Consider the following 15,865-nt stretch of genomic DNA (forward strand, 5'->3'; position numbering starts at 1 on the left):
AATGGGTTAGTAAGCTTGCTGATGCAATCCTACTAACCCATTTCCTGTCTACAGACTTCATTCCTTTGTGATAACCATAAAATATTATGGTGGCGAAAGAGGATTCAGCCACAAGAGCATGGCAGTTTTAAGTTGGTTCAAGTCACGATATGCTTCTTGCTTAAACCATTGCCCAAAAGCATCAAAAGGAGTAAAAGATGCTCCAGTTTGCCATTTAATGTCTTGCCCTAAAGGCGTAGTATGAGTTCCTGGCAAGGTCTGTACCGTCACCATTTCTGGAAAGCGTTCTTGTAAGATTTGGCTTAAAGCCCTGGATTGATCAAGGGTATCATTGCTAAATCTTATCAATAAGTTGCGACGGACATTGTACCGTTCTTGCACCAGCTTGTTGGTTTCCAGTGGAGTAGGGGTAAACTCTATTGCTATAGCAGAATTTAACTGTTCTACTAAAGGAATAGCATCTCTAGCAGCGTAGTTGTTGAAAGATATCAAAATATTACCTGCACGTTCTACGTCAAAGACGCTTCCAATTAGTAAGTGGAGTTTGCAACCCATGCTGTGTCCTAAACCGTACACAGGAAGGTAGAGCTTGCGTAATGCTAAAGAGTCGTGTAGACGCTCTAGAGTGCGCTCAAAGTTTAGCAGTACAGATTTAGCGATCGCGATATGATCCAGCGTATTGACAAAAGGAGTGGCAATCACAACATACCCTTTAGTTGCCAGTTGTTCTAATACCCAACGGTAAGTAAGATGGGGTGCAGTAGCTACGAATGCACCTCCTAGGAAATGGATGATACCGATGGGATTTCGGGGAATAAGTACCCAGTTGCCTCGAATTTCTTTCCAGTCCATGCCGATAGGCGATCGCTTAATTAACACATCTTTATGTTAGACCGAGGATCGCAGTACTGGAGTATTTTATGCAAAAGCTTTCTTCTCCTGCTCTGTTATCTTCCCTTCAGGTGACGCTCATTCCTCGCTACTGCTGACGCTCGAAGACTCGCTACCGCTTCGCTAACGCAGTCGCCTGCGGAGGAGCCACTGCGCCCTTGCGGTTCCCCGACTTGAGACGCCCAGAGCAAGTAGCGCTGTCTCACCTTGTCCCTTTTTCATAGATGAGAATGAAAGTTTTTTCATTGGAACTGCCTTGATGTACTAGTTTTAAGATTGACTCTGCAACCTTTTCATTTCGTGTTGCACATCTAAGGCAATTTGCAATGCTTCATTGAGTATACGTCCATGCTCGGTAGCCTGTTCGGTAACTTGCATTGCTGTTAAAGTGGCTAAATTATTGGCAAAAAATTCGCTATTACTGATAATAAAATTTTTATTTTCTCTCAATATTTTTTCTGTTTTCAAAGCACGTATTAAATCATTTCTAGTAAGTTTAAGAGCTTCAATTACTCTGTGTCGTTCACGAATACTTACACCTGAGTTACCTGCATCTTCTATTTGATCGTTAATATCTATTGCTTTGATAATTGCATTATACCTATCAACATCATTTATGAGAATCCGCAAAGAATTTGTCATATTTGCTTTGAGGATCTTACTGCGTTTTTTCCAAGCTAAATATAAACCTATTTGTATAACTCCCCCAGCCCACAAGCCTAAAACTATCAACACCAGCCAGGAAGGAACTGTTAACCATAGATCAAATAGCTTGAGAATGAAATCAAATATTAGATAGGCAGCAACTAAGAGAGAAAAACTGATAAAAACTACGGTGGCGCCTTCAGTTCCTTTAATTTTTTCTATAACTTGTTTTACAAAAATTCCCAGAGGATTAATAATATTTACGAGTTCATCTTTAACTGGCAGATTAGTCAGGTTTTGTAGATCTTTTGGACTAATCTCCAAGCCTTGTAAATCATCCCGCACAGTTTTCCCCACCTCACCAGAATAGTTATTTAATACAATATAGCAAGCTAATTTCTGGAATGCTAATTCCAGAGGCGTTTTATGGAAAATTTATCAGCTAAACTATTTGTGTGAAACAAATGGTTTAATTTTGTAAGTTAAGATACTCTTTTCTTTAATAATTGGCTATAGCCTAAAAATAGACTATCAATACAGAAAAAAGTCAAAAAATATTATTTAGGCGAACTGCTATTTGTGTATGCCATAAATAATGTTGAAATGTATAATCTATTAGTAATAGTATCGTATTTCTTTATCTATTAAAACTGATACTAACCTCCAATATTGCTAAATATATAGCTCTAGAAGATGACATTTAGCTTGATGTCATAATTAAGCGTGCTCAGTTATTCTCAATCAGAGTACCTGATGTAATCAATGCTTCAACTTATCAGCATCCTTAGTCGTCTTGAGTTGTTTCCAATCAAAGGTATCCCTTGTAAAAGTAACCCATAGCTATAGAGGGCTATTCTTTACCATTGTAGCCAGCCAACCGCCTAGGGGCAATGCTGACTCTTAACTACGCTTCATTAATAGTACGTGCATAAATTGATATCTCAGTTAAGGAGGCATATACTTTTATAAATTAGCTTGTAACTATAATTGTTGAGTCAATATAACAACGACTGCACATTTTCCTAAAAAAAGACTGAAGCAATTTCAAACTGGTAGTGATTTTTCAGCATATTTAAATGTTAATAGTAATATTTATTTTAGTTACTAAATTGATAGCTTCTAGCTTTTACCTTATAGAATAAGATGCGTAAAATTAGCTATTTGTTTCCAAATGCCAAGTGAGCTTTAAGCACTACAATTGATGACTTTCGGAAAATACGCGATGGCTCTGCCAAAGCTTTCAGCTAACGCAATCTAAAATTATTGAGGTTAAGATGATTGATATTGACGTTGCATCTGGCAGCTTGTTTTTATTTGTACTCATGGTATGAATGCGCGTCATCAGTGAAATCAAAAAAACACTAGTACTGCGACCGAGTAAGTCAAAAGTAGTATTGCTTCGTGAAATCACTGGGTTATTGCGTTTCCTGTCTTCAAACAACTAGTAATCAAAAGACCTTTATTCTGGGCTTTTGTACTGTTTTGTAAATGCGAAAGGTGAGACAGGACAAGGAAGAGAAGTTACAAGGAAGATTGCTCAACCCAACTGATGGGATCTTGATTTACGCCGTGCTGTGGTACTAGCAAGACAACTAACGAAATGGTAACCAAAATTAAACATCAAATTCATTTTATCTGGGGCTGGTTACTCAAGAGGATCTACCAATGCTAGTACATATGTAAAGATTAAGGTGAGGACTTAGACGAGTAATACTATGTTAGGAAGTTTACTAGACGGGCGTTATCAAGTCCTCCAAGTCCTCGGAGGAGGAGGATTTGGTCAAACATACATTGCCCAAGACACTCACCGACCAGGTTCCCCCAGGTGTGTTGTCAAGCATCTTAAACCCTTCACTCAAAACCCTGAATTCCTCTCAACCGCCAGACGGTTATTTACTAGCGAGGCAGAAACACTAGAAAAGTTGGGTAACCATGACCAAATTCCTCGCCTTTTAGCTTACTTTGAAGAAAACCAAGAGTTTTTCTTGGTACAAGAGTTCATTCAAGGATATTCTCTGAAGGCGGAATTATTACCAGGTAGACGTTGGACAGAAGAGCAAGTTGTTCAACTACTGCAACAAGTCTTGGGTATCTTGGAATTTGTTCACAGCCACAAAGTTATCCATCGAGATATCAAGCCAGACAATATTATTAGAAGACAACATGACTGCAAGTTAGTATTGATTGACTTTGGAGCAGTCAAGCAAATCCAAACTCAACTAAGAACAGCTATTTCAGGGCATATAGAAACTACGATTGCCATTGGCACCCCTGGCTATATGGCCACAGAACAGGGGCAAGGTAAACCCCGCCCTAACAGTGATATTTATTCTTTAGGCATTATTGGTATCCAAGCATTAACAGGCTTGCATCCTAGACAACTTCAGGAAGATCCCAATACAGGAGAAATTTTTTGGCAACATGAAGCTAATATCAGTCCTTGTTTAGCATCTGTACTGTCTAAGATGGTGCTCTACCATTTTAAAGAACGCTACCAGTCTGCCACAGAGGTATTAGAGGCCTTACAAAGTATTGATATTGATACTGAAATAGACAATCAATTTACTCAGCCCCCATTATCTGTTATTCAGTTACCCCAAGCTACATTACCCCAACAAAATACTACCGGGCAGTCTACAGCTTCTATCCTTAGTCCAGAACAGTACAAGCATTTAGAAAAGATGCTTTTGGAACTAGTAGGGCCTTTAGCACCAACTTTATTAAGAAAAATAGCAACATCAGCAAGTAATTACCAAGATGTAATAGATAATTTGACACAGCATCTTGCTGGGAACCAAAGAACTGAGTTTCAGGAGAAGTCAATGTTAATTTTCCGAGAAACTACTAGTCAACCTGAATCTAAGCCAAATATTGTACCAACGACAGAAACCCCAGCTATTAGTGATAGCTTTGTACGTCGATGTGAGCAAGAATTAGTTAATTTGATTGGTCCAATTGGTACATTCCTAGTTCAAAAAGCAATAAAATCTTTTCCCCAAATTTCTCATCCAGAGCTTGTCAAGCTGTTGTCATCACAAATTCCAGATCCTCAGAAAGCTTTGCAATTTCAGCAACGTCTACTTTCTTAGAGTTGCAAATAATTAAATTTTTACTGACCCTGCTGATTTAGCATATCCATAGCTATTCTTAAACTATACTTCATGCGATTAAAAGCTGCAGCTAATCCACCAATCTCATCTTTATAATCATCATGAAAGTTAGCTTCCATATCTCCTGTACTGACTTGTTGAGCTATTTTTTCTATTCTCTTAATACGCTCAATTACAGTTTTCTTGATTAAAAAGTTAATTAAAATAACTACAATCGCAAAGATAGCAATTAACAGTCCCATGATCAAAATCCAAGTCTTTTGCGCACTATTAAAAACCTCTTCAGAAGGAACGGAGATAATTTGAGCTGCAACAATCTCATTGAATTTCCAGCCGAAACCATTATTTGAGCCATAAGTTGTTAATTGGCTTTTAGGAGCTTGATCTGGGGTGGAATGACAGCGCAGACATTTCTCTTGTGTAACAGCCAAGGGTCGGGCAATATAAAATACTTTTCCTTCAGGAACATCACGAAAATCTGTAATTTCTTGAAGCTTGGAATTGTTACGAAATCGCTCCACAATTTGCGTTTCAAAATTATCAGCTTTATCCCTTAAGTTGGTAGGATTCAGGGTTGCCTCTTTGTAAAGAAAGTTTTTATACTCATCATCCTTGCGCAAATTTTCAAACACTTCTGTCGCTGAGAATGCTGGTATTGTTTCTGGGATAAATACTGGTTCGCTTTCCAACTGAGGTGCTAGTCGGGGATTTACGTTATTTTGTGTATATTTTCGCACTGCGCTCATAGTCTTAATCAGAATCAGTGCTTTGTCCGCTACTTCATTTTGCGCTCTCCGCTGGAGTACACTTGATAATGCAGTACCACTGACTACAATGCTAATGATGAAAACTACGATCAAAAGCAAGTTAAACTTAGTACCAATTTTAAAGTCTTTTAAATTCTTAAGCATAATTCTTGTCTCTAGACAAAACTTTACAGAAAATCGCTAAAATTTAACCTAGCTAATTTTACTTATAGCTGGTTTATAGCAGATAGTTCAAAAGTAAACAAATATTAATTTACTAGTTCGATATTAATCGTCTCTACCATATTTAAGCATAAGATCCAGATTATTTTAGATAAATAAAATTACTAATGTCTTGGAAATTATCTCGTCGTTTTTTTCTGTTACAAATGCTGTTTTGGGCGGGGAATGGTTGCCAACCAAAGTCTCAGTTTGATGGCGAATTAACCATTGGTAGTATCAGCTATGGTGGCGGAGAAGAAATCATTACCCAATACGCGAAATTCAATCGCTATTTAGCTGAAAAAACCAAATCACACATTAGGCTAGAGCCTGCTTTTAATGAAAATAAAGCAATTGAACGACTGGAAGCTCGGGCGTGGGCTTTGGTATTTGCACCACCAGGTTTAGCAGCAATTGCGATCGCACGTTATCAATACGTTCCACTTTTTCCTTTAGTGGGTGTGAGTAATTTGCGCTCAATTTTTGTAGTTCGCAAAGATAGCCCAATTTTGGAATTGAAACAGTTACAAGGTCAAACAGTTGCGTTAGGTCAAGCAGGTTCAGCAACAGGATATTATTTTCCACTCTTCAATCTTTATGGTCTGACAGTAGCTGAGGTAATTTCTGCACCTACACCGAAAACAGTAATGGAATGGGTAGCTGTAGGTAAAGCTACTGCTGGTGCTGTCTCGATCGCCGAATTTAATCTCTACAGTTCCCAGTTACAGCAGACCCAGTTTCGCGTACTCTACACAGATCCACACTATGTCCCACCAGGTGTAGTTTTGATTGGGCCGAATATCGAACGGAACCGTCAAGAGTACATCCGTAAAGTCATGAGTGAGTTTCCTTCAAGTTTAGCCCAAGAAGTAGGGTACATACCCAATGGGAACATACCGGATTATCAATATATGATTTCTGTTGTTGAGCGAGTGAAATTGATTGTTCCTCAACTTCAAACCAAACCTGTGCGGCTATTTGTAACTTGATTCATAAGTAGACATCATGAATTTTTTTGTCATTTGTCATTTGTCATTGGGTAAGAGTCAAGATTCAGTTGTCTGTGTTGTTCCCCTTGCAAACAGATATAAGCTGGTTCTCTGAGCAATATTCAAATCTTTTGCAGATATTCAGGGGGTACAGCATCGACTAACCAAACACCATTATCCGAACAGTAGAACTGGTAACCTGCTTGATGCATCGCCGCAGCATTCACAGCTAAAACTACGGGTTTTCCATGTCTTGCGCCGACAGTTTGGGCTGTGGCAATATCCAGTGATAAATGGACATGGTGACGCGACATTTTCGCAAGTCCTGTTTGCATAATAGACTCAACAGACTTTTGTCCTGTACCGTGATAAAGCATCTGTGGGGGAATAACTGGTTGCAACTGCAAATCAACTTTTACACTATGTCCTTGGTTAGCACGAATGAGAGTGTCTGTGGAGTCGAAGGAAAAGCGTTGTTTATCACTAGTAGCGACTACTTCCTGTAATTCCTCCAGAGTGATGGGAAATTGGTTATTGGCACAGGCGGCGAGAAGTTCTTGAACATTCACCCAGCCACCAGGAGATAGTTTAATACCAATGCGATCTGGTTGGTGGCGGAGATGTTTGCTCAGGTATTTGCTGATTTTAATTAAGCGATTATCCATATCTTTTACTGCGCTTCGCGTGTCAGTTGTCATTTATTACGATCCTGGGTTTAATTACAAACTACGAATTACGAATTACGAATTAGTAATTATTGTTGACCAAATCTGTTTTCCGATGATGGCTAATGCAAGGCAAATCATCACAATGAGTGTTGCTTTACCACCTGGGACTAATGGTTGATGAATTTTATTGGCGTGTTCCTGTCCTTGTCGTTGTTTCCAAGTCATCAACGCTGGAATGATGCCTCCTAAAACTGAGATACTGAACGTTCCAGCATAATCTAGGGCAGTAAAGAAGATGTTGGGATTTACTACGCCGAAACTCATAGGAGGTAAAAGAATTATCGAATAAAGCGGTAGGCGACTAGAAAATTTTACTTGCGTAACGAAGAAAATCTCTTGGAAGAAATCTAGCAATCCATAGACAAATCCGATGAATGATGTCGCGATCGCAAACTCTGAAAAAATTGAGACTAGCACTCCTAACCATTCTCCCGCGCCACCCGATCGCAGAATTTGCAGAGGATCAAATATAGTTTTACCATCAGCAGTATTTTGAATTATCTCCGGACTGACACTTCCCAAAATCACGGCATTCCACGCCAGAAACATGATCAGGGGAATTACAGAACCAATAAAAATGGACTGGCGAATTTTGCGGGTGTCACCTTCTAGCTGAGTCACCACTACTGGCACAACGTTATGGTAAAACAGCGCTACAGACATCACCGATACGGCACTGCTGACAGCACTCCAATCTTGAAATAAAAATTGTGTAGTCTGAACCTGCCCTCCTGCCAGTAACAATAGTCCGACAAATGACGCTAAGACAATTGCGACAAAAACACTATTGAGTCTTTCGATAAACTTGTCTCGCCCAAAATACATAATGCCGCCAAATAAGAGGGTGAATATTGTTGTACCCATCCATGCAGGTATCGCGTTTTGCACACCTAATAAATTGGCGATCGCAGATCCTAAAATTTCTCCTCCTTGGGCAGTGTATGCTACCAGCAGGGCATAGTGTAAGAACAGGTAAGTACCGCCAGCAATTCGCGCACCCACAAACCCAAGGGTGTTCTCAATCATGGCCAACATCCCCACACTCGGACGCCCTGCCAATCGCATGGTGTTCAAGGTTGCTTCTGCAATCAATAAACCTGAAACTAAAGCGTATAACCAGACAGCAATTAGCAAGACTGTAGATGGGACAACGCCAGATGGCAAAGTTACCGCAGGTAACGCCAGAATTCCCGCACCAACCGTCGTACCTGCAACCAGTGCTGTGCTTCCTAAAACACTGCCAGGTTGATGAGTTAGCTGCTTGCCATCAAATTCCAGCTTAGAAAACAATCGCGTGATTTGTTCTTGATTGGATTTGATTACAGTTTGCATAGGAGTCATGCTAAAGTATGCGCCCAAATGAAAAACATAATGTTAAATTATGTAACCAATATTAGCAAAACCTCTATGTACAGGAATTGCGATCGCAATTCCTGTACAAGCTGATGTTACATAAAACCCCGCACAATTTAACCGCAAACTTCCCCCAAAGACTAAAATCAAACTAAACCTCTTGCCTCAGCGTAGAACAAAGGTTTAAATCAAGTCTCATGACAGTAACTACCTATAAGTGGACAATTGAACGCTATCACCGGGCAGTAGAAGCAGGCATCTTTGATGACCAGTCCATTGAACTATTACGCGGCGACCTCATCGTTATGCCCCCAGAACGAGAACCTCATGCCTACTACAATACTGAAGCAGCCGATTATCTTCGCATACTGCTTGGTGAACGGGCAAAAATCCGCGATGCCAAACCCATAACCCTACCCAACGACTCTGAACCTGCCCCAGATATCGCAATTGTCAAACCTTTAGGGGAAATCTACCTAAAGCACCATCCCTATGCTGAAGATATCTTCTTTGTGATCGAATTCTCCAAGTCCACCCTGAGCAAAGACTTAGGTGAAAAAAAAGATATCTACGCAGAAGCAGGTATTGCTGAATATTGGGTTGTTAACCTGAAGTTTTTGCAGTTGCAAGTATTTAAGGACTTAAAAAATGGGCAATATACAACTGAATTGATACTAACCACAGGTACTATTGCCCCCGTAGCCTTTCCTGATGTAACCGTCCAAGTTCAGCGCATCATAGGTTTCTGAAAAAAATACCAGGAACAAGCACAAAGAAAGCTTTTGTATAAAATAGACTTTTTGTATAAGTCGATGTTTGGAAAATCAAACCACAGATAAACACCGATACTTATCTATGGTTTTTTATTTTGATTCGGATTTTTGCAAGAAGTCTAAATATAAACTTCAGCCTAGAGAAAATAATTTACCAACTTGTGCTAAATCTACATTTCCACCACTAACGATCACACCAATCCTCGCTACTGGTGCTATCACCACATTGTCTAATAAAGCGGCGGCGGCTATTACTCCTGTAGGTTCAACAACAATTTTTAGGCGTTCCCATAAGAAAAACATGGTGCGTAGAATTGCTGACTCTGATACTGTCACCATATCATCAACATAATGCAGTACTAAAGGGAAGGTAATTTTCCCCAGGCTGGGAGTACGAGCGCCATCGGCAATCGTATTAGGATTGTGGACAGTTTGTAGATTTTTGCTGTGAAAAGAACGGGTAGCATCGTCGGCTAGTTCTGGTTCAACGCCAATCACCCGACAGTTTGGTAAAAGGGCTTTAGTTGCGATCGCACAACCAGAAATTAATCCGCCACCACCACAAGGAACTAACAAAAAGTCGAGTTCGCCAACTTCTTCGATGAGTTCTAAAGCGGCTGTACCTTGTCCAGCTACTACATGGGGATGATCGTAAGGCGGAATCAGTGTCAGGCTGCGATCGCTTGCTAAAGTTTGGGCTAGTTGTTCTCGGTTTGTCGTCTGTCGGTTATATAGAATTATCTCAGCGCCATAACTGCGAGTAGCCGTTTGCTTGACTGCGGGCGCATCATCAGGCATGACAATAGTTGTAGAGATATTTAGTAATTGTCCAGCTAGAGCGATCGCTTGGGCATGATTCCCCGATGAATAGGTGAGAACGCCTTTTTGTTTTTGTGCTTCAGGTAGTTGTGCCAATGCATTGTAAGCGCCTCTAAACTTGAACGCCCCTGTGCGTTGAAAATTTTCGCATTTAAAAAACACTTGGCTATGAGTCAGTTCATTAACTGTTCTAGAAGTTAGCACAGGTGTCTGGTGAGCAATACCCAACAGTCGTTTTTGGGCTGCTTGTATGTCAGTTATATTGACAGATTTATTGTCTAGCATTGATATCAGTATTTAAGATTATGCTGCTTATTTTTAACCGAAAAAGTATTCATACCAAATACCCACTAACTGGTCGGCAATTTCTATCTACAATGCAATACAGTTCAGTTAAGAAAATTTATTGACAACAAACCTCACAAATAATTAAGTAGGTCAACTTTGAAAAACGTAAAATAGATTTCTTGCGATTACTTCGCTACACTGCGTTTCGCTCGTAATGACATTTGATGTTTAATTATGTTGAGCTACTTACTAAACAAAAAACCGAACAATTATTTTGGAGGGGGCTTGGGGGACGCAACCGTCCCCCAATCGGGGGTTTGGGGGATTCTCCCCCAAATCTTGGTTTTTGTCCGACAGATGAGAAGTCTTATCACCTTAACTGAACCGTATTGATCTACAATGCACAATTTAGTTAGAAATAATTATAGTTTTTTGTATTAACCATGAGTTTCTTGCTTGTTAAGAAGTTGAATTTCTGCTTTGAGATTAGCTCTAGCAGATTCTTCAGCCATCTCGAACATCAAAGGTGTAAAATAAATGCGTTGCCGCTGCAAAAATCGCTCTAAAATTTGCTGACGACCTGCAATATATTTTGCTTTTGGCACCCAGGCATATTCTTGGCGAATTGCATTAGCATATTCCTGATACTGAATTGGGTGAACAGCCAAAATTGCTAAATCTGCATCAAGTAGTACTTGGCTATTAAAATCATCCGCAGCAGATTGATGCTGTTTTGTATTTAGAATTAGACGGTTAACAGTAACAATATTATTAAGTGGAATTTTTAAATTACTCAACAACTCATAAGCATATTCCGCGCTTTTTTCTTCGTTATCTTGAGCTTGAGTGTCATAAACTATATCATGAAGCCAAGCCGCAAGTTGCACAGAAATTAAGTCTTGGGTATAACCTTCTAAAACCTCAATTGTGCTAAGAACGTGGTGTATATGTTTTAGTGTGTGGTAGTAACGACCAAGGCTAGAATAAGCTTCAACCAGGTGATTAAAGGCCCGATCGGCAGCTAATTGATCAATGCTAAAAGATTGGAGTGTTTGTTGCCAGCGCCATAATAAGATATCGATGAGGTTTTGTGTAGGCATTTCTTATCTTTCAGCTTGTAAGGCAAAATTCCATTTTAAGCATTATTCGTTAGTACTATGCTTGTGAAAATTTTATAACTGAGCTAATCTCCTGTGCTGCGATATCTGTCTGATCAAGTTTAGAATATATCAGCATATTGCTGAAGCGATCGCTTAAACTGGCAATCGTGCCACCGAATTCACAATCAAAATCCAAAATACTTTGTGCATCAGCGGCTTTACCTGCATCACATACTCGTCTGATTAAATTTTCTGTTGCTGATGCAAGCTCATCTATAAAGCTCAATAGCTCTAATGTAATGCAGACTAAAAGCTTTAATTACTTCAGTGTTGTCTTGCTCTAAATCCTGAAATAACTGGTCAAAATAAGGTAATTATACTGTGTAGTCGTCAATCATATAATTTTGCTAAAAATATCACCAATTTTTACCATCATTGGATATCCTATCTCTCTACCGTTTCTGTAGGCAGCTTTTCGTCAGGGATTGTGAATTTTGAACTCTTAAAATATGGTGGCAGCAAAATGAAAGAGTCAAAATAGAAGACAGAGGCTGGCGTTCCCCACAGGGGTTGCCGTAGGCATCGCAGTCTTACCTGGAATTAGGAGTTTACTATCAGTGGTATTACAAGTACAAACAAGCACCTACGAAGCTAAAACTCAAGAAATTGCTAAACAACTTCTAGAAGTAACCCAAGAAAATCGCTCATTTTTTGCTTCTCTACGCGATCAAATGCGCTGGGATGATAAATTACTAGCTTGGGCGATGAGCAATCCTGGATTACGGGTGCAATTATTTCGCTTTATCGATACACTACCCGCTTTACGCAGTAAATCAGAAATTGCCGCACATTTACAAGAATATCTCGGGGATGAATCTGTAGAATTACCCGCGACTTTGAAGGGAATGCTCAACTTTGCTAACCCTGATTCTATGCCGGGACAAGTGGCAGCCACAACCGTGGCGACAGCAGTTGAAACTCTTGCTCATAAATATATTTCTGGGGAAAATATTACACAAGTCATCAAAACAGTTGAACGCCTACGTAAGGAAAAAATGGCTTTCACCATTGACTTACTTGGTGAGGCGGTAATTACAGAAGCAGAAGCACAATCTTACTTAGAACGCTATTTAGAATTAATGCAGCAATTGGTTGCAGCATCTAAGAATTGGAAAGCTATCCCTGCGATTGACGAAGCAGATGGCGAACAGCTACCAAAAGTGCAAGTTTCTGTGAAATTAACGGCGTTTTATTCCCAATTTGACCCATTAGATGCTCAGGGTAGTGAGGAAAGAGTTAGCGATCGCATTCGTACTTTGTTGCGTCATGCTCAACAATTAAGCGCAGCTGTGCATTTTGATATGGAACAGTATGCCTATAAAGACATAACTTTGAATATCCTTAAAAAATTATTAACTGAAGACGAATTTAGACAACGTACAGACATTGGGATCACAATTCAAGCATATCTGCGAGATAGTGAGCAAGATGCCAAAGATGTAATTTCTTGGTTGAAGCAACGTGGTTATCCTTTAACAATCCGCTTAGTCAAAGGCGCATATTGGGATCAGGAAACTATCAAAGCAGCGCAGAAACATTGGCCGCAGCCTGTTTACAACGACAAAGCAGCCAGCGATGCCAACTTTGAAACTATAACTCAATTATTGCTAGAGAATCATCAATATGTGTATGCTGCCATTGGTAGCCATAACGTGCGATCGCAAGCTAAGGCGATAGCTATTGCAGAAAGCTTAAAAGTTCCTCGCCGTCGGTTTGAAATGCAAGTTCTCTACGGTATGGGCGATAAACTGGCGAAAGCGTTGGTGGATAGGGGTTACCGAGTGCGGGTTTACTGTCCCTACGGTGAATTATTGCCGGGAATGGCTTATTTAATTCGTCGCTTGTTGGAAAATACGGCTAATAGTTCGTTTTTACGACAGAATTTGGAGAATAGGCCAATTGAGGAATTGTTAGCGCCGCCGGTTGTGGAATTATCTCACGCAGAGGCGCAGAGGCGCAGAGAGGAAAATAGAGGTTTTGTGGGTGTGGCGGATACGGATTATGCGGAGGAGGAAGAGAGAAGGAAATCTCATCAAGCTTTTCAATCTGTTCATCAACAACTGGGGAGGACTTATTTACCGCTGATTAATGGTGAGTATGTGAATACCCAAGAGGTGATTGATTCTCTCAATCCTTCTAATTTCAGTCAGGTAATTGGTAAGGTTGGACTCATCAGTGTTGAACAAGCTGAACAAGCGATGAAAGTGGCGAAGGCGGCTTTTCCAGCTTGGCGGAAAACACCAGTTAAACAACGCGCTGACATTTTGCGGAAAGCTGGGGATTTGATGGAACAACGCCGCGCTGAACTGTCGGCTTGGATAGTGTTGGAAGTTGGAAAGCCAGTTAAGGAAGCAGATGCAGAAGTTTCTGAGGCGATAGACTTCTGTCGCTACTACGCTGATGAAATGGAACGGCTAGATAAAGGTGTAAATTACGATGTTGCTGGAGAGACAAACCGTTATATTTACCAGCCGCGAGGTATTGCTGTCGTCATTTCTCCTTGGAATTTTCCTTTGGCGATCGCTTGTGGTATGACTGTTGCAGCGTTGGTTACTGGTAATTGTACTCTCCTCAAACCTGCGGAAACGTCCTCTGTAATTACAGCAAAACTCACAGAAATTCTGGTAGAGGCTGGTATTCCTAAAGGTGTCTTCCAATATGTACCTGGTAAAGGTTCCCAAGTTGGTGCTTACTTAGTAAGTCATCCTGATACTCATGTGATTGCTTTTACTGGCTCTCAGGAAGTAGGTTGTAAGATTTACGCAGAAGCATCTACACTGAAACCTTTACAAAGGCACATGAAGCGAGTAATTGCAGAGATGGGTGGTAAGAATGCCATCATCGTAGATGAAAGTTCTGATTTAGACCAAGCAGTTGTGGGAGTAGTGCAGTCAGCATTTGGTTACAGCGGACAAAAATGTTCTGCTTGTTCCAGGGTAATTGTGCTGCAATCGATTTATGATACCTTTGTGGAACGCTTGGTAGAAGCCACAAAATCCTTGAACATTGGAGAAGCAGAGTTACCTAGCACCCAAGTCGGCCCGGTAATTGATGCCAATGCCCGCGATCGCATTCGTGAGTATATTGAAAAAGGTAAAGCAGAAGCACAATTAGCGCTAGAGTTACCAGCACCAGAACAAGGATATTTTATCGGCCCAGTCATTTTTAGCGAAGTACCATCGAATGCCATAATTGCCCAACAAGAAATTTTTGGCCCTGTACTGGCGGTAATTCCAGTGAAGGATTTTGAGGAAGCATTAGCAGTCGCTAACGGTACTAACTTCGCTTTAACTGGGGGACTTTACTCAAGAACACCATCCCACATCCAGCAAGCACAACAAGAATTTGAAGTTGGGAATTTGTACATTAACCGTACAATTACAGGTGCGATCGTTGCACGTCAACCATTTGGTGGATTCAATCTTTCTGGCGTTGGTTCTAAAGCAGGAGGCCCTGATTACCTGCTTCAATTCCTAGAACCGCGCACGATCACAGAAAATATTCAGCGCCAAGGTTTTGCACCAATTGAAGGTGCAGATTAAAGTATACAAAGTAGGGTGGGCATTGCCCACCTTAATTTGACATTGAACCGCAGAGAATGCAGAAAAATTGTGAGCAGAGATTTAATCATTAAAATCGTTGAGCTTCCTGAAGAATTTGCTGCGATTAAAGCAATTAGAATAGCCGTTTTTCAGAAAGAACAAGGAGTAGCTACAGCTTTAGAATTTGATGGCAAAGATGAAATATGTCAACATTTAATTGCTTATTTAAAACAAGAAGCTGTCGGTACTGCCAGAATTAGATATTTAGATAATAAAACTGCAAAAGTAGAAAGACTTGCTGTCTTGTCTACGGCTAGAGGAAACGGAATAGGTCAGCAAATTATGGAAAAAGCACTGGAAGTTATAGCCTCCAAAAATATTCCAGAAGTTGTAATTCATGCCCAAGAATATATAAAAGCTTTATACAAAAAAATGGGTTTCGTACAAGAAGGAGAAATCTTTATAGAAGCAGGTATTGCTCATATAAAAATGAAGAAGATATTGCTCTGATATCTCTACAAAAATCAAAATAGAGGCTCTTAAACTGAACTTCCCCCTTTGACAAAATTCGTGTGCAATGCATAGCAAGGGTTGCGAGA

At 40.2% G+C, this 15,865-nt stretch carries 14 protein-coding genes; 5 read left to right on the forward strand and 9 right to left on the reverse strand.

Annotated features, from left to right (window positions below):
• Nucleotides 1-84: 84 nt before the first annotated feature.
• Entirely contained in the window at nucleotides 85-852 is a 768-nt protein-coding gene (locus BV375_RS03165; RefSeq protein ID WP_086757178.1) for a DUF1350 family protein, read from the reverse strand.
• Nucleotides 853-1,161: 309 nt separating this feature from the next.
• Nucleotides 1,162-1,881, reverse strand: a complete 720-nt coding sequence (locus BV375_RS03170) for a hypothetical protein (RefSeq protein ID WP_243713830.1) — start codon at nucleotides 1,879-1,881, stop codon at nucleotides 1,162-1,164.
• A 1,370-nt stretch (nucleotides 1,882-3,251) separates the two neighbouring features.
• Here BV375_RS03170 and BV375_RS03175 point away from each other — a divergent pair.
• Nucleotides 3,252-4,625, forward strand: coding sequence for a serine/threonine-protein kinase (locus BV375_RS03175; protein WP_086757182.1), 1,374 nt, complete (start codon nucleotides 3,252-3,254; stop codon nucleotides 4,623-4,625).
• Between the two features lie 20 nt (nucleotides 4,626-4,645).
• Here the strand turns inward: BV375_RS03175 and BV375_RS03180 are convergent, their stop codons facing one another.
• Complete coding sequence (locus BV375_RS03180) at nucleotides 4,646-5,557, reverse strand: DUF3365 domain-containing protein (RefSeq protein ID WP_086757184.1); 912 nt, start codon at nucleotides 5,555-5,557, stop codon at nucleotides 4,646-4,648.
• 185 nt (nucleotides 5,558-5,742) lie between these two features.
• Here BV375_RS03180 and BV375_RS03185 point away from each other — a divergent pair, with 185 nt between their 5' ends.
• Entirely contained in the window at nucleotides 5,743-6,603 is an 861-nt protein-coding gene (locus tag BV375_RS03185) for a PhnD/SsuA/transferrin family substrate-binding protein (protein ID WP_086757187.1), read from the forward strand.
• Between the two features lie 122 nt (nucleotides 6,604-6,725).
• Here the strand turns inward: BV375_RS03185 and BV375_RS03190 are convergent, their stop codons facing one another.
• From BV375_RS03190 to BV375_RS38605, 3 genes are all read right to left on the reverse strand, one after another.
• Nucleotides 6,726-7,268 carry an RNA 2'-phosphotransferase gene (locus BV375_RS03190; RefSeq protein WP_086757211.1) on the reverse strand — a complete coding sequence of 181 codons (543 nt, stop codon included), beginning with the start codon at nucleotides 7,266-7,268 and terminating at the stop codon, nucleotides 6,726-6,728.
• Between the two features lie 75 nt (nucleotides 7,269-7,343).
• Complete coding sequence (locus BV375_RS03195) at nucleotides 7,344-8,672, reverse strand: aromatic amino acid transport family protein (protein ID WP_086757190.1); 1,329 nt, start codon at nucleotides 8,670-8,672, stop codon at nucleotides 7,344-7,346.
• A 33-nt stretch (nucleotides 8,673-8,705) separates the two neighbouring features.
• Nucleotides 8,706-8,834, reverse strand: a complete 129-nt coding sequence (locus tag BV375_RS38605; protein ID WP_279432894.1) for a hypothetical protein — start codon at nucleotides 8,832-8,834, stop codon at nucleotides 8,706-8,708.
• 47 nt (nucleotides 8,835-8,881) lie between these two features.
• Here BV375_RS38605 and BV375_RS03200 point away from each other — a divergent pair, with 47 nt between their 5' ends.
• Complete coding sequence (locus BV375_RS03200) at nucleotides 8,882-9,433, forward strand: Uma2 family endonuclease (RefSeq protein ID WP_086757192.1); 552 nt, start codon at nucleotides 8,882-8,884, stop codon at nucleotides 9,431-9,433.
• 156 nt (nucleotides 9,434-9,589) lie between these two features.
• On the opposite strand, the gene BV375_RS03205 is transcribed toward BV375_RS03200, so the two are convergent.
• The 3 genes from BV375_RS03205 to BV375_RS03215 all read right to left on the reverse strand — a co-directional run bounded on the left by BV375_RS03205 (nucleotide 9,590) and on the right by BV375_RS03215 (nucleotide 11,950).
• Nucleotides 9,590-10,561 (reverse strand): threo-3-hydroxy-L-aspartate ammonia-lyase, encoded by a 972-nt coding sequence (locus BV375_RS03205; protein WP_086757194.1) that lies wholly within the window; start codon nucleotides 10,559-10,561, stop codon nucleotides 9,590-9,592.
• A 440-nt stretch (nucleotides 10,562-11,001) separates the two neighbouring features.
• Nucleotides 11,002-11,664, reverse strand: a complete 663-nt coding sequence (locus BV375_RS03210; protein WP_086757195.1) for a hypothetical protein — start codon at nucleotides 11,662-11,664, stop codon at nucleotides 11,002-11,004.
• 55 nt (nucleotides 11,665-11,719) lie between these two features.
• Entirely contained in the window at nucleotides 11,720-11,950 is a 231-nt protein-coding gene (locus BV375_RS03215; RefSeq protein ID WP_086757197.1) for a hypothetical protein, read from the reverse strand.
• Nucleotides 11,951-12,281: 331 nt separating this feature from the next.
• Here BV375_RS03215 and pruA point away from each other — a divergent pair, with 331 nt between their 5' ends.
• Both pruA and BV375_RS03225 read left to right on the forward strand, forming a co-directional pair.
• Nucleotides 12,282-15,266, forward strand: a complete 2,985-nt coding sequence (gene pruA / locus BV375_RS03220) for an L-glutamate gamma-semialdehyde dehydrogenase (RefSeq protein ID WP_086757199.1) — start codon at nucleotides 12,282-12,284, stop codon at nucleotides 15,264-15,266.
• 69 nt (nucleotides 15,267-15,335) lie between these two features.
• A complete protein-coding gene (locus tag BV375_RS03225; RefSeq protein WP_086757201.1) occupies nucleotides 15,336-15,776 on the forward strand; it encodes a GNAT family N-acetyltransferase in 441 nt (146 codons plus the stop codon).
• Nucleotides 15,777-15,865 lie beyond the last annotated feature (89 nt).

The sequence above is a fragment of the Nostoc sp. 106C genome (assembly GCF_002154725.1).
Taxonomy (GTDB): domain Bacteria; phylum Cyanobacteriota; class Cyanobacteriia; order Cyanobacteriales; family Nostocaceae; genus Aulosira.

Coding starts and splice junctions, on each gene's coding strand:
- BV375_RS03165 (WP_086757178.1), bottom strand. CDS start 852: ATGGACTGGAAAGAAATTCGAGGCAACTGGGTACTTATTCCCCGAAAT.
- BV375_RS03175 (WP_086757182.1), top strand. CDS start 3,252: ATGTTAGGAAGTTTACTAGACGGGCGTTATCAAGTCCTCCAAGTCCTC.
- BV375_RS03180 (WP_086757184.1), bottom strand. CDS start 5,557: ATGCTTAAGAATTTAAAAGACTTTAAAATTGGTACTAAGTTTAACTTG.
- BV375_RS03185 (WP_086757187.1), top strand. CDS start 5,743: ATGTCTTGGAAATTATCTCGTCGTTTTTTTCTGTTACAAATGCTGTTT.
- BV375_RS03190 (WP_086757211.1), bottom strand. CDS start 7,268: ATGGATAATCGCTTAATTAAAATCAGCAAATACCTGAGCAAACATCTC.
- BV375_RS03195 (WP_086757190.1), bottom strand. CDS start 8,672: ATGACTCCTATGCAAACTGTAATCAAATCCAATCAAGAACAAATCACG.
- BV375_RS03200 (WP_086757192.1), top strand. CDS start 8,882: ATGACAGTAACTACCTATAAGTGGACAATTGAACGCTATCACCGGGCA.
- BV375_RS03205 (WP_086757194.1), bottom strand. CDS start 10,561: ATGCTAGACAATAAATCTGTCAATATAACTGACATACAAGCAGCCCAA.
- BV375_RS03210 (WP_086757195.1), bottom strand. CDS start 11,664: ATGCCTACACAAAACCTCATCGATATCTTATTATGGCGCTGGCAACAA.